At 68.4% G+C, this 13673-nt stretch carries 12 protein-coding genes; 4 read left to right on the top strand and 8 right to left on the bottom strand.

The window, feature by feature from the left end:
• Positions 1 to 24: 24 nt before the first annotated feature.
• The 6 genes from ACWCQ6_RS03795 to ACWCQ6_RS03820 all read right to left on the bottom strand — a co-directional run bounded on the left by ACWCQ6_RS03795 (position 25) and on the right by ACWCQ6_RS03820 (position 4900).
• Positions 25 to 759: a TerD family protein gene (locus ACWCQ6_RS03795; protein WP_451085160.1), complete on the bottom strand. Its 735-nt coding sequence runs from the start codon at positions 757 to 759 to the stop codon at positions 25 to 27.
• Between the two features lie 172 nt (positions 760 to 931).
• A complete protein-coding gene (locus tag ACWCQ6_RS03800; protein ID WP_451085161.1) occupies positions 932 to 2068 on the bottom strand; it encodes a DUF475 domain-containing protein in 1137 nt (378 codons plus the stop codon).
• 70 nt (positions 2069 to 2138) lie between these two features.
• The gene (locus tag ACWCQ6_RS03805) at positions 2139 to 2714 is read right to left on the bottom strand and encodes a TerD family protein (RefSeq protein WP_451085162.1); all 576 of its coding nucleotides are present in this window, start codon (positions 2712 to 2714) and stop codon (positions 2139 to 2141) included.
• 343 nt (positions 2715 to 3057) lie between these two features.
• Complete coding sequence (locus tag ACWCQ6_RS03810; RefSeq protein WP_451085334.1) at positions 3058 to 3633, bottom strand: TerD family protein; 576 nt, start codon at positions 3631 to 3633, stop codon at positions 3058 to 3060.
• Between the two features lie 145 nt (positions 3634 to 3778).
• Complete coding sequence (locus ACWCQ6_RS03815; protein ID WP_189541777.1) at positions 3779 to 4237, bottom strand: peroxiredoxin; 459 nt, start codon at positions 4235 to 4237, stop codon at positions 3779 to 3781.
• A 225-nt stretch (positions 4238 to 4462) separates the two neighbouring features.
• Positions 4463 to 4900, bottom strand: a complete 438-nt coding sequence (locus ACWCQ6_RS03820; RefSeq protein ID WP_451085163.1) for a DUF3052 domain-containing protein — start codon at positions 4898 to 4900, stop codon at positions 4463 to 4465.
• Positions 4901 to 5371: 471 nt separating this feature from the next.
• On the opposite strand from ACWCQ6_RS03820, the gene aceE reads away from it, so the two are divergent.
• Positions 5372 to 8104 (top strand): pyruvate dehydrogenase (acetyl-transferring), homodimeric type, encoded by a 2733-nt coding sequence (aceE, locus tag ACWCQ6_RS03825; protein ID WP_451085164.1) that lies wholly within the window; start codon positions 5372 to 5374, stop codon positions 8102 to 8104.
• 85 nt (positions 8105 to 8189) lie between these two features.
• On the opposite strand, the gene ACWCQ6_RS03830 is transcribed toward aceE, so the two are convergent.
• Together ACWCQ6_RS03830 and ACWCQ6_RS03835 are read right to left on the bottom strand one after the other, a co-directional pair.
• Complete coding sequence (locus tag ACWCQ6_RS03830; protein WP_451085165.1) at positions 8190 to 8567, bottom strand: peptidase inhibitor family I36 protein; 378 nt, start codon at positions 8565 to 8567, stop codon at positions 8190 to 8192.
• Positions 8568 to 8754: 187 nt separating this feature from the next.
• The gene (locus ACWCQ6_RS03835; protein WP_451085166.1) at positions 8755 to 10365 is read right to left on the bottom strand and encodes an MFS transporter; all 1611 of its coding nucleotides are present in this window, start codon (positions 10363 to 10365) and stop codon (positions 8755 to 8757) included.
• A gap of 117 nt (positions 10366 to 10482) precedes the next feature.
• Between ACWCQ6_RS03835 and ACWCQ6_RS03840 the strand changes: the two genes are divergently transcribed.
• The 3 genes from ACWCQ6_RS03840 to ACWCQ6_RS03850 all read left to right on the top strand — a co-directional run bounded on the left by ACWCQ6_RS03840 (position 10483) and on the right by ACWCQ6_RS03850 (position 13660).
• A complete protein-coding gene (locus ACWCQ6_RS03840) occupies positions 10483 to 11169 on the top strand; it encodes a TetR family transcriptional regulator (protein ID WP_451085167.1) in 687 nt (228 codons plus the stop codon).
• Between the two features lie 231 nt (positions 11170 to 11400).
• Complete coding sequence (locus tag ACWCQ6_RS03845) at positions 11401 to 12612, top strand: alpha/beta hydrolase (protein ID WP_451085168.1); 1212 nt, start codon at positions 11401 to 11403, stop codon at positions 12610 to 12612.
• Positions 12613 to 12697: 85 nt separating this feature from the next.
• Entirely contained in the window at positions 12698 to 13660 is a 963-nt protein-coding gene (locus tag ACWCQ6_RS03850) for a DUF4429 domain-containing protein (RefSeq protein WP_451085169.1), read from the top strand.
• Positions 13661 to 13673 lie beyond the last annotated feature (13 nt).

The raw sequence follows: 13673 nt of genomic DNA on the forward strand, positions 1-13673 counted from the left end.
CCCGCCTCCGAATACCGGGCCCGCTCAGGTACGGGACTTGTAGCCGCGTCCCCACTGCATGCCGAAGCCGTACAGCCGGTCCAGCTCCGACTGGAATCCGTACACGAACTTCACCTCGCGCCGCACGATCAGCTCGTCCTTGATGTTCTCCACCGTGAACACGGCACAGGAACGGGCCTCGGGGGCGTGCTCGTCGAGTTCGATCTCGATCCGCGGGCCGTTGCCCGGGTAGAGCGTCACCTTGGCGTGCGTACGGTCGAAGGCCGGCGTCTGGTCGTAGATGTAGACGAAGAACAGCAGCCGTTTGATCTGGTCGCGCTGGTCGAGATTGACGTAGACGGTCTCACCCGACGGCGCACCGAAGCGGTCGTCCCCGCTGAGCCGGATGTACGGCGGACCGTTCAGGTCGCCGATGAGGTTGCCCAGCGGCTGGACGACGCCCTTGGTTCCGTCCTTCAGCTCGTACATGCAGCCCAGGTCCAGGTCGACGTTGACCATGCCCTGGGTGTGGGCCTGGACCGCATCGGGCTGGAAGAGCTTGAGCGGCCGCCGCAGCCGGCCGCTCTGCCGCGAGCGGCCCATGATGTCCGACGTACGCATCTGCCAGGAGAGGTTGACCCGCAGATTGCCGGTCAGCGCCCCCTGCTTGGCGAGCGAGACCGTGGCGTGCCGCCGGGAGAGCACGATGGAACTGGTCGCCGCGCTGCCCGACTCGAACTGTGTCTCCCGCCGCGGCCACAGGCCGTCCCAGAACGCCATCCCCAACCCCCATGCTTCTCGGTAGAAAAGTGCCCCGGCCCCACGGCCGTAACGCGCCCGGACGGGACACCCACATCACTGCGGGGCGGCCGTGGGGCCGGGTCCGGATGTCTCCGGAGAACCGTTGCCTCACGGACCGCCCCGCTGAGAGCGTTCCGCAATCCCTACCGGGTCACACCCCGGACGGCGCCTTGGAACCGGCGTCGCCGCCGCCCTCGGCCTCCAGCGCCCTGTTGCGCCGGACCGAGGACCAGAAGGACCAGGCGATCAGCGCGACACCGATGAGACCGGTGATGAGTTCGTTGACCTGGTACTGAATGGTGATGAGCAGGAGCACGGCCAGCGCGCCGATGGCGTAGTGGGCGCCGTGCTCCAGGTACACGTAGTCGTCGAGGGTGCCCTGGCGGACCAGGTAGACCGTGAGCGAACGGACGTACATGGCGCCGATACCGAGGCCGAGGGCCATCAGCACGATCTCGTTGGTGATGGCGAAGGCGCCGATGACGCCGTCGAACGAGAAGGACGCGTCGAGCACTTCCAGGTAGAGGAACATGAAGAACGCGGCCTTGCCGGAGAGCGCGACGGCGGAGACCTTCTTGCCGGTCCGCTTGGCCTCTTCCTCGGCCTCGTGCTCGCGCTCTTCCTCCTCCTCCAGCTTGTTCTCGAAGAAGCCGGAGAGACCGCCGACGATGAGGTACGTGATCAGACCGGCGACGCCGGAGAGCAGGACCGTCTCCGCCTTGTCCGCGTGACCGCCGCCGTGCTGGTGGGCGTTGGTCGCGACGGTCATGGCCGCGACCAGCAGCACGATCAGCGCGATGCAGACCGACAGCATGTCGACCTTGCCGAGCTTGGCGAGCGGGCGCTCGATCCAGCGCAGCCACTGGATGTCACGCTCCTCGAAAATGAAGTCGAGGAAGATCATCAGCAGGAACATTCCACCGAAGGCGGCGATCGCCGGGTGGGCGTCGGTGACGAGTTCCTGATAACGCTCGGGCTGGTTGAAGGAAAGGTCGACCGCCTCGATCGGACCGATCTTGGCGGTGATGGCCACGATCACGACGGGGAACACCAGCCGCATACCGAAGACCGCGATGAGCACACCGATCGTGAGGAAGATCTTCTGCCAAAAGGCATTCATCTTCTTCAGGATTCCGGCGTTGACCACCGCATTGTCGAAGGACAGCGAAATCTCCAGGACGGAAAGAATCGCCACGATCCCGAAGGCTTCCCACCCCCCGTAGATCAGAGCTGCGACCAGGCCGAGCGCGGTGACCGCGAACGACCAGCCAAAGGTTTTCAAAAGCACTGGCTACCCCATCGTGTATGTAACGGGTCTCCCCCGAGGTGTACGGGGCTCCCCCGCGCAGTGCGCGGCTTTACGAAACGTTGACCCCAAAGTCTAGAGCGATGCCGCGCAACCCGGATGCGTACCCCTGTCCCACTGCACGGAACTTCCACTCGCCGTTGTACCTGTAGAGCTCACCGAAGATCATCGCGGTTTCCGTCGAGGCGTCCTCGCTGAGGTCGTAACGCGCGAGTTCCTGACCGTCCGCCTGGTTGACCACGCGGATGAAAGCATTGCTGACCTGGCCGAAGGTCTGGCCCCGGCTGTCGGCCTCATGGATGGAGACCGGGAAAATGATCTTGTCGCAGTGCGCCGGCACCTGAGTGAGGTGCACGATGACCGACTCGTCGTCGCCATCGCCCTCGCCCGTGAGGTTGTCGCCGGTGTGCTCCACGGAACCGTCGGGGCTCGTGAGGTTGTTGTAGAACACGAACCATTCGTCGCCGAGCACCCGGCCCGACTGGCACAGCAGCGCGCTGGCGTCGAGGTCGAAGTCGGCGCCCGTGGTGGATCGTGCGTCCCAGCCGAGCCCGACCAGCACCTGGGTGAGGTTGGGTGCGGCCTTGGAGAGGGAGACATTGCCTCCCTTGGCGAGCGTGACGCCCATGGTGTGTGTCCTCCCCGAGTCGATGAACCGTCTGCTGGGCCCGGTGGACCGAGAAGCCCCCGGGCCGTCCGTTGAGCGCTTCCGGCGCCGCACGAGGGCGCGGCGCCGGACGGGGTACTGCTAGGGCGTGGTTCGAAAGTCCCGCCTGGCCGGGAACGTCCGGCACGCACGCTCGCCGCGTTGTCGGTCGTCGGCGCAGCCCGCTGCGCCTTCCTCCCGCCGCCTTGCGATCACACGCACCAGATGCCCCCGACCCCGCCCTCCGGGCGGACGACGCCACTTTCGAAACACACCCTGACGTGACCCGGGTCGCGCCTCGGCGGCGCGGCCGGGTCGCGCTTTCTCAGACGTTGACGCCGAAGTCCTGCGCGATGCCGCGCAGCCCCGAGGCGTACCCCTGACCGATGGCACGGAACTTCCACTCCGCCCCGTGGCGGTACAGCTCACCGAAGACCATGGCGGTCTCCGTCGAGGCGTCCTCGCTGAGGTCGTAGCGTGCCAGCTCGCTGTTGTCGGCCTGGTTGACCACGCGGATGTACGCGTTGCGCACCTGGCCGAAGCTCTGCTGGCGGCTCTCGGCCTCGTAGATCGAGACCGGGAAGACGATCTTGTCGACGTCGGCCGGGACACCGGCCAGGTTCACCTTGATGACCTCGTCGTCGCCCTCGCCCTCACCGGTGAGGTTGTCACCGGTGTGCTCGACGGAGCCGTCGGGGCTCTTGAGGTTGTTGAAGAAGACGAAGTTCCCGTCGCTGCCGACCTTGCCCTCGGCGTTCGTCAGCAGCGCGCTGGCGTCGAGGTCGAAGTCACCACCGGTGGTGGTGCGAGCGTCCCAGCCGAGCCCGACGATGACCGCGGTCAGGTTCGGCGCGGCCTTGGTCAGCGAGACGTTGCCGCCCTTGCTGAGGCTGACTCCCACGAGTCCTCCCATTGGTTTCCTTGGGGGCCGGCACACGCCGGCGCCTCCACGTTGTTGGCATCCGATCAACGACTGGATCCTAGTGACCGGTTCCCGGCTAAGCAGGGCTTTTCACCGGCCCGCATGCGGATCCACCGGTGCCGGATCAGAGCGCGTCGAGCGCCTTGATGTAGTCGTTGAGGTCCCGGGCGTCGGGCAGACCGTTGACGACGGTCCAGCGCACCACGCCCTCCTTGTCGATGATGAAGGTGCCGCGCACCGCGCAGCCCTTCTCCTCGTCGAAGACGCCGTACGCCCGCGAGGTCTCGCCGTGCGGCCAGAAGTCCGAGACCAGCGGGTATTCGAGGCCCTCCTGCTCGGCGAAGACGCGGAGGGTGTGGATGGAGTCGTTGGAGACGGCGAGCAGCTGCGTGTCGTCGTTCTCGAACTTCGGCAGCTCGTCACGGAGCGCGCAGAGCTCACCCGTGCATACGCCCGTGAAGGCGAACGGGTAGAACAGCAGCACGACGTTCTTCTCGCCGCGGAAGTCCGAGAGCTTCACGGTCCGGCCGTGGTTGTCCTTCAGCTCGAAATCCGGGGCCTTGGTACCGACCTCGATCGCCATGAAAAGCGTCCCTTCGCTACGTTCACCGGGCTGGGCCGTCCGGGTGGCTCCCAGCCTACGCAGAGCCCGCACGGGGAACCCACCGCTTCCCCCGGCCGTCCGGGCCGCCCCGTGGCCGCACGAAGGCCCCCGACGGCCGTACGGAGGGCTCGGTGACCGCACGAAGGCCCCCGGGCGGCTCGATGCCGTCGGGGGCCTTCAGGGCGAATGTGTGGCGAGCGTGGTTCAGCGCTTGGCTTTGGCCGCCCTCGGCGTGACCAGACGGCTGCCCGTCCAGTCCTTGCCCGCGTTGATGCTCCTGGTCTGGGAGAGACCGGCCGTCTGTGCGGCCTCGTTGATGTCGCTCGGTTCGACGTACCCGTCACGGCCGGTCTTCGGCGTCATCAGCCAGACCATACCGCCGTCCTCGATCAGACCAATGGCATCCACCAGCGCGTCCGTAAGGTCGCCGTCCTCGTCGCGGAACCACAGCAGGACGACGTCTGCGACGTCGTCGTAGTCCTCATCGACGAGATCCTGGCCGATTGTGGCCTCAATGCCCTCACGGAGCTCCTGCTCGACGTCGTCGTCGTAGCCGATCTCCTGGACCACCTGTCCGGGCTCGAACCCCAGGCGTGCTGCCGGGTTGGTCCGCTCCTCCGCGTGGTCCGCGGTCGCGCTCACGGGTTGCCTCCTGATCATGTTTCGGAAAATGCTTCAGCCACGCGCGTACGCGAGGCGTTGGCCGTAGTCCACACGGGAGTGGCGGATCGCGCAAGTACCCGGCGTCCGAGACCGCCTAAACGGTGACGTTCCCTGCCACGTCGCCGCACTGTCGGCAGATCCCCTCCGGGGGTCCGGCGCTACCGTCCACACCCTTTACGTCCTTCCACAGCTTATGCCGTTTCGGTCCGTCATTCGGAGTCGAACATCCTTTGGGAACGCCTGGACGGCTTGGGCGTATGGTTGCGGTTTGGCACGAGCCATCCCCGCACACCGGACGCGGAGTCTCACCACACTGCGGTTACCCCTCGGTAGAGATGACGTTTGCGCCCTCGCGGTACACGATGGTGATGGCGTACTTGCATACATCCCGGGGGCATGTTCTCCGTCAATCAGGCCCCGTAGAGCACTACCGAACAGCGAAGGAACAGCGTGGCTTCCGGATCCGATCGCAACCCGATCATCATTGGCGGCCTGCCGAGCCAGGTCCCGGACTTCGATCCCGAAGAGACCCAGGAATGGCTCGACTCGCTCGACGCCGCGGTCGACGAGCGAGGCCGTGAGCGGGCCCGTTATCTGATGCTCCGGCTCATCGAGCGTGCGCGCGAGAAGCGTGTCGCCGTGCCGGAGATGCGCAGTACGGACTACGTGAACACGATCGCCACGAAGGACGAGCCGTTCTTCCCCGGCGACGAGGAGATCGAGCGCAAGGTCCTCAACGCGACCCGCTGGAACGCGGCCGTGATGGTGTCGCGCGCCCAGCGTCCGGGGATCGGCGTCGGCGGCCACATCGCCACCTTCGCCTCCTCGGCCTCGCTGTACGACGTGGGCTTCAACCACTTCTTCCGCGGCAAGGACGACGGTCTGGGCGGCGACCAGATCTTCTTCCAGGGGCACGCGTCCCCGGGCATCTACGCCCGCGCCTACCTGCTCGACCGGCTGAGCGAGGCGCAGCTCGACGCCTTCCGCCAGGAGAAGTCGAAGGCGCCCAACGGCCTGTCCAGCTACCCGCACCCGCGGCTGATGCCGGACTTCTGGGAGTTCCCGACCGTCTCGATGGGCCTCGGACCGCTCGGCGCGATCTACCAGGCCCGGATGAACCGCTACATGGAGGCGCGCGGCATCGCCGACACCTCCAAATCCCATGTCTGGGCCTATCTGGGCGACGGCGAGATGGACGAGCCCGAGTCGCTCGGCCAGCTGTCCATCGCCGCCCGTGAGGGCCTGGACAACCTCACCTTCGTGGTCAACTGCAACCTCCAGCGGCTCGACGGCCCGGTGCGCGGCAACGGCAAGATCATCCAGGAGCTGGAGTCGCAGTTCCGCGGCGCCGGATGGAACGTCATCAAGCTGGTCTGGGACCGCTCCTGGGACCCGCTGCTGGCGCAGGACCGCACGGGCATCCTGGTCAACAAGCTGAACACCACGCCGGACGGCCAGTTCCAGACGTACGCCACCGAGTCGGGTGCGTACATCCGTGAGCACTTCTTCGGGGACGACCCGCGGCTGCGCGACATGGTCAAGGACATGACCGACGACCAGATCCTGCACCTGGGCCGCGGCGGTCACGACCACAGGAAGGTCTACGCGGCCTACGCTGCGGCCAAGGCCCACAAGGGCCAGCCGACGGTGATCCTGGCGCAGACGGTCAAGGGCTGGACCCTGGGACCGAATTTCGAGGGCCGCAACGCGACCCACCAGATGAAGAAGCTCACGGTCGAGGACCTCAAGCGGTTCCGTGACCGGCTGCACATCCCGATCACGGACAAGCAGCTGGAGGACGGCGCGCCGCCGTACTACCACCCGGGCCGTGACTCGGAGGAGATCCAGTACATGCACGACCGCCGCAAGGGTCTGGGCGGTTACGTCCCGACCCGGGTGGTGCGTGCGAAGCCGCTGGCCCTGCCCGAGGACAAGACGTACGCGACCGCGAAGAAGGGCTCCGGTCAGCAGTCGATCGCCACCACCATGGCGTTCGTCCGCATCCTGAAGGACCTGATGCGGGACAAGGAGATCGGCAAGCGTTTCGTGCTGATCGCGCCCGACGAGTACCGCACGTTCGGTATGGACGCCTTCTTCCCGAGCGCGAAGATCTACAACCCGCTGGGCCAGCAGTACGAGGCGGTGGACCGTGATCTGCTGCTCGCGTACAAGGAGTCGCCGACCGGTCAGATGCTGCACGACGGCATCTCGGAGGCCGGCTGCACGGCGTCGCTGATCGCCGCGGGTTCGGCGTACGCCACGCACGGCGAGCCGCTGATCCCGGTGTACGTCTTCTACTCGATGTTCGGTTTCCAGCGCACGGGTGACCAGTTCTGGCAGATGGCCGACCAGCTCGCCCGCGGCTTCGTGCTGGGTGCGACCGCCGGCCGTACGACGCTGACCGGTGAGGGTCTCCAGCACGCGGACGGCCACTCGCAGCTGCTCGCCTCGACCAACCCGGGGTGCGTCGCCTACGACCCGGCCTTCAGCTATGAGATCGCGCACATCGTCAAGGACGGTCTGCGCCGGATGTACGGCGAGAACAGTGAGGACGTCTTCTACTACCTCACCGTCTACAACGAGCCGATCCAGCACCCGGCCGAGCCCGAGAACGTGGACGTGGAGGGCATCCTCAAGGGCGTCTACCGCTTCAAGGCCGCCGAGCGGGGCGAGATCCCGGCCCAGATCATGGCCTCCGGTGTGGCGGTCCCGTGGGCGGTGGAGGCCCAGCGGATCCTCGCCGAGGAGTGGAACGTCCGGGCGGACGTCTGGTCGGCGACCTCCTGGAACGAGCTGCGCCGCGAGGCCGTGGAGGTGGAGCGGTACAACCTGCTGCACCCGGAGGAGGAGCAGCGCGTCCCGTACGTCACGCGGAAGCTTTCCGGCTCCGAGGGTCCGTTCGTGGCGGTCTCGGACTGGATGCGTTCGGTGCCGGACCAGATCGCGCGCTGGGTGCCCGGTGCGTACCAGTCGCTGGGTGCGGACGGCTTCGGCTTCGCCGACACCCGTGGCGCGGCCCGCCGGTTCTTCCACATCGATGCGCAGTCGATCGTCCTCGCGGTGCTCACCGAGCTCGCGAAGGAGAACCGGATCGACCGTTCGCTGCTGAAGCAGGCCATCGACCGGTACGAGCTGCTGGATGTGACCGCGGCCGACCCGGGCGCGGCCGGCGGCGACGCGTAGGGAGTGCGCACGAAGGGCGGCGGGGCCGGGAGGTTCCGCCGCCCTTCGGCGTTTGCGAGCCGGTCCTACGTGCTCCGGCCCGCGGTCAGTTCTCCCAGATCTTGAAGGCCCTGACCTGGTACGGGGACCGGGGCACCCAGGTGCCGCCGCCCGGGTACGTCTCGAACTCGCCGGTCTCGGCGCATTCCGCCGACTGGTACGTGGTGACGGGGCGGCCGGTGCGGTTGGCGAGTGCCTGGACCCTGCTGCCCTTCGGCAGCGGGACACAGCTGTCGATGTCGGTGGTGGACAGCTCATGAGTCCGGCGGGTGCCGGTGAAGTCCGGCTCGTCCCAGAGGCAGAGCTGGCCGGCGGCGCAGGAGCCGAGCCCGACGGGTGCGGAGTGGGCGGCGGTCTGCGGGGTCAGGGCGATGGCGGCCAGGGAGGCGGCGGCCAGGGCGCTGGCAAGAACGGTCGTACGCATGGAATTCGTCCCCCGTGCTGGTGCGGATCAGTTGCACGCACCCTGACCTGCGGCCAAGCGTCCGGGAAAGGGGCCGCGGACCACACCACCCGGATAGGCGACAGCCCCGCCGGAGGGGTCCGGCGGGGCTGTTGTACGCACTGTGCTGACGCGTGGGCGCGGAGTCCGCGAGCCGTCGTGGGTCCGGTCAGATGTGACCGGCGCCCGCGCCCGCCCCGGCGTTGGCACCGCGCTTGGTGAGCGTGGCGACCACCGCGGCGACCGCCGCGACGACACCGGCGACCATGAACGCCGTGCTCATCCCTGACACGAAGGTGTCATGGGCGACGCCCGCGATCTTCCCCGCGATCTCCGGCGGGACGTTGCCGCCGACCGGCGGGATGCCGACCTCGACGGCCGAGGACGCCTGGTCCAGCTGCTGCGGACTGAGCGGCGGGAGCTGCGCCGCCGTCCAGTTGTCCTCCAGCTTGGAGTCGACCTGGGACGCCATGACGGCGCCGAGCACCGCCGTACCGAGGCTGCCGCCGACCTGCATGGCGGCCTGCTGGAGACCGCCCGCGACGCCGGAGAGTTCCATCGGGGCATTGCCGACGATGACCTCGGTGGCGCCGACCATCACCGGGGCGAGGCCGAGGCCGAGCAGGCCGAACCAGATCGACATGGTCACGGTGCCGGTGCCGATCTCCAGCCGGGACATGCCGAACATGGCGACCGCCGTGCACACCATGCCGCCGACCAGCGGAACCCGCGGGCCGAACTTGGTGATCATGGCACCCGCGAGCGGCGAGGCGACGATCATCATGCCGGTCAGCGGCAGCAGGTGCAGGCCGCTGTCGACGGGGCTCAGACCGTGCACGTTCTGGAGGTAGAAGGTGACGAAGAACAGGCCGCCCATGAACGCGAAGGCCATCAGCACCATCAGGACCACGCCCGCGGACAGCGGAATGGAGCGGAACATCGCGAGCGGGATCAGCGGTTCCCTGACGTTCTTCTGGGAGAGCGCGAAGACCACGAACAGGGCCACGGCGGCGCCCAGGAAGCCGAGCGTCTTGTAGTCGCCCCAGCCCCACTCGGCGCCCTTGATGAGCGCCCAGATCAGGCAGAACATCGCCTGCGACAGCAGCACGATGCCGCCGATGTCGAAGGAGCGCGGCGCGTTCTCGGCGCGGTGGTCCTTGAGGATCACCAGGCCCAGCACCAGCGCGATCACACCGACCGGCACATTGATGAAGAAGACGGACTGCCAGTTGACGTGCTCGACGAGCACGCCGCCGAGGATCGGACCACCCGCGGTCGAGGCACCGATCACCATGCCCCAGATGCCGATCGCCATGTTCAGCTTCTCGGCCGGGAAGGTGGCGCGCAGCAGGCCGAGCGCGGCGGGCATCAGCAGGGCGCCGAAGAGGCCCTGGAGCACCCGGAACACGATCACCAGGGCGACGCTGTCGGACAGGCCGATGGCCCCGGATGCCGCGGCGAAGCCCACGACACCTATGAGGAAGGTCTGGCGGTGGCCGAACCGGTCACCGAGTTTGCCCGCGGTGATCAGGGAGACCGCGAGTGCGAGCATGTAGCCGTTGGTGATCCACTGGACGTCTGCGAGCGAGGCGTGCAGATCCTGCTGGATGGCGGGGTTGGCGATCGCGACGATCGTGCCGTCGAGCGCGACCATCATCACGCCGATGGCCACGGAGAAGAGCGTCAGCCAGGGGTGGCCGCGCAGCCCCTTGGCGGGTGCTGGAGCGGCGGCTTTCCGCGGCTCCCGCGACGCCTTGTCGACGGTGGTCTGACTAGTCATGTCCGGGAGATTAGTGTCAGCCTCTGACAGTTGACAAACCATTTCACTAGTCGGTAACTGTCACGTAGCTCACAGGTACGCTGAGCTGGACAAAGCAGGAGAAAGAAGGCCAGTTCAGTGACCGATGGGCAGCAGGCCGCGTATCCGACCGGACTGCGCGACCGGAAGACCGGACTGCGCGAACGGAAGAAGCGACGCACCCGGGACGCCCTGCTGCACGCCGCCCTCGATCTTTTCACCACCCAGGGGTACGACGAGACCACCGTCGACGAGATCGTCGACGCCGTGGAGGTCTCCCAGCGCACCTTCTTCCGCTACTTCGCCTCCAAGGAGGAGGCCGCCTTCGCCATCCAGGAGATGGTGGAGTCGCACTTCCTCGCGCAGCTGCGCCGACGCCCCGCCGACGAGACCCCGTTCGAGGCGATGCGCAACGCGGTCCTCTGCGCCTGGAGCAGCATCGGCGAGGTGACCCAGGAGATCATCACGGTCGAACTCCACATGCGTACGTACCGGATGATCGAGTCGACGCCCACGCTGCTCGCCGCCCATCTGCGACGGAGCTGCGCCCTGGAGAACCAGGTCGCCCAGCTGATCGCCGGGCGCGAGGGGCTCGACGTGGACGAGGACCCGCGGCCGAGGGTGGCCGTGGCGGCCTTCTGCGGGGTGATGCGGGTGACCGGTCAGCTCTGGGGGCGGAGCCGGGACGGCGACGTGGAATCGCTGCGCGTCCTGACCGAGTCGTACCTGGACCAGCTCGGACCGGCACTGGCCGGCAACTGGCGGGCGGACGCCGGAACGGTGTGACGACCGGGCGACCCGTCCGGCGTCCCGCACTCCTCACCGCCGCGGCACGACCGACGCCACAACAGCCGCTCCCCTGCGGCCACATACGACATCCCGGAGGCGCTCCGCGCGCCTGAGCGTGCGTGTGACAACCACACAGCGTGAAAGGCACGCACCCGAATTCCCCGCAGCCGGGTGATGTGTGTCACCCTCTTCACGGCTGTCGTCGCGTGTCTCCTAATGTGGGCCGGAGTGACTTCCTTCGACTCCTCCCCCACGCTCACCGCATGGCGCGCGCTGCTCGCCGTCGCGGTCGTGTTCGTGATGCTGGCGACCACTGGCTGGACCGCCGTACGTCACCAACCCTCCGACGAGCCACGCACGATCGCACTCGCCGCCTGGGCGCGGGGCAGGGTGGCGGGTCACGCGCTGCCGGACATCGACGCCCCGCCGTACCGGCTGGCCCAGTTCTTCGCCACGCTCACGGCCGCGCAGCGCTCCGCGCTGGCCGACAAGTACCCCTTGGTCGTGGGCAATTTGAACGGAGCCCCGGTCACCCTGCGCTACCGCGCCAACCGGCGGGCCCTGACACAGGCACGGCAGGTCGAGCGGCGGCGCATGCACGATGTGCGGCTCTCCCCGGACGGCCGCGCCGAGGCGGTCCGCCGGATGGACCGCTTCGATTCGATGCTCGCCCGGGGCCGCCACTTCCTCGCCTTCGACCCGTCCGGGAAGGGCCGGGCCGCCGAGGTGTTCGGCAGTCTCGACCGGGCCGACCGGATCTCGGTGATCGTCCCCGGCGTGGACACCAATCTGCTGACGCTGGAGCGGTCCGCGCCCAAGGTGAACACCGCGCCGGTCGGCATGGCGAAGTCGCTGTACGCGGCGGAGCGCGCCGCGCGCCCCGGCATCCGTACCGCCGTCATCGCCTGGGCCGACTACATCACGCCCGCCGGAATCGGCATGGACGCGGCCCTGGGCAATCTCGCCGAGCGCGGGGCGGTGCGGCTGAGGGCACTGGTGGGCGCGTTGCCCGGCCATGCCCCGGTCTCGCTGTTCTGCCACAGCTACGGCTCGGTGCTCTGCGGGGTCGCCGCGCACCAACTGCCCACCAGGGTCGGCGACATCGCGGTGGCCGGCAGCCCCGGCATGCGGGTGGAGAACGCCGCGCAGTTGCGGACCGGGGCCAGGGTGTGGGCGATGCGCGATCACGACGACTGGATCGAGGGCGTACCGAACCTGGAGCTCGGCGGGCTGGGCCACGGCGCGGACCCGGTCGACCCGGGCTTCGGCGCGCGGATCGTCTCGGCGGGCGGTGCGGTCGGGCACAGCGGCTATTTCGAGCCGGGTACCGAGAGTCTCGGCAACTTCGCCGCCATCGGCGTGGGCGCCTACGAATCGGTGAGCTGCGCCGTCTCCGACGGCGGCTGCCGCGAACGAATCACCGGAAGCCAGGGCATCTGACGGGCGCGGGGGCCCTGGCCGACCATCGACCGATGCCTGCGCCGAGGGGGGACGTACGAGGCAAGTGCCGCATACGATGAGGCACATGGGTGATGTGCTGGCCGGAATTCATGCCACCTGGGAGTTCGACACCGACTCCGTGCTCATCCGCTTCGAACGGGGAATCCGCACACCGAAGCTCTTCCAGAGCCTTCGTGAACGACGCGTCCCGCACGCGGCGCTGTCGTCGGTGACGCTGACCCCGGGCAAGCGGGGCACGGTGGTCCTGCGTGCCGTGCCGAGACGCGGTGCCGATCCACTGGTCGAGGCCGCTGCCGGGCAGCTGAAGGACGGCTGCGATCCGTACCGGCTGGTGCTCCCCGCCGAGCGCGAGACGCTGGCCGAGTACTACGCGGACGAACTGCGCGCCCGGCTCGGCCCCGAGGCATCGGAGCCCGCCGACCGGTTCCTGGTCGCGGCGCCCGAGGCACCGATGCAGTTCAAGGCGTACGACGGCCGGGCCGGCTTCGACGGCGACCGGGTCTCCTTCCGCTGGTTCTGGACGGGCGCCTCCACGGCGAAGTGGAAGGCCGGCGACCAGACGTTCCCGGTGACGGAGCTGAGCGGCGTCGAGTGGCGCTCGCCGGAGGGGTTCGAGGGCTACCTGCGGCTGATGCCGAGGGGCCTGGAGAACGCGGTTCCGGGACCGGGCGCGGGCCCCTGCCGGGGCAGTGGTGCGGACATGGTCGCGGATCCGGGTGCGGTGCCCGGCCCGCAGCCGGTGGCGTCCCGCCCCACCCGGGCCGATCAGGACCCGGCCGCGGTGGTCTTCGGGCTCGGCTATGGCCCGGTGCACGAGTCGCTGCCGTTCGCCGCGGCCGTGCTGGAATCGGTGCGCAGGAACCACTCCTCGGCCGTGGTGCCCGCGGCCGTCCTGGCGGGCGCGGGGCGGCGCGACCCCGCGGACATCGCGGAGCGGATCCGGCACCTCGGGGATCTGCACCAGGCCGGTCTGGTGACGGACGACGAGTTCAGCGCCAAGAAGGCCCAACTGCTCGCCGAGTTGTAGCGCACTGCGGCCG

It is taken from the genome of Streptomyces sp. NPDC001880 (genome assembly GCF_053594575.1).

Coding starts and splice junctions, on each gene's coding strand:
- ACWCQ6_RS03795 (WP_451085160.1), bottom strand. CDS start 759: ATGGCGTTCTGGGACGGCCTGTGGCCGCGGCGGGAGACACAGTTCGAG.
- ACWCQ6_RS03830 (WP_451085165.1), bottom strand. CDS start 8,567: ATGCGTACGACCGTTCTTGCCAGCGCCCTGGCCGCCGCCTCCCTGGCC.
- ACWCQ6_RS03805 (WP_451085162.1), bottom strand. CDS start 2,714: ATGGGCGTCACGCTCGCCAAGGGAGGCAATGTCTCCCTCTCCAAGGCC.
- ACWCQ6_RS03815 (WP_189541777.1), bottom strand. CDS start 4,237: ATGGCGATCGAGGTCGGTACCAAGGCCCCGGATTTCGAGCTGAAGGAC.
- ACWCQ6_RS03850 (WP_451085169.1), top strand. CDS start 12,698: ATGGGTGATGTGCTGGCCGGAATTCATGCCACCTGGGAGTTCGACACC.
- ACWCQ6_RS03835 (WP_451085166.1), bottom strand. CDS start 10,365: ATGACTAGTCAGACCACCGTCGACAAGGCGTCGCGGGAGCCGCGGAAA.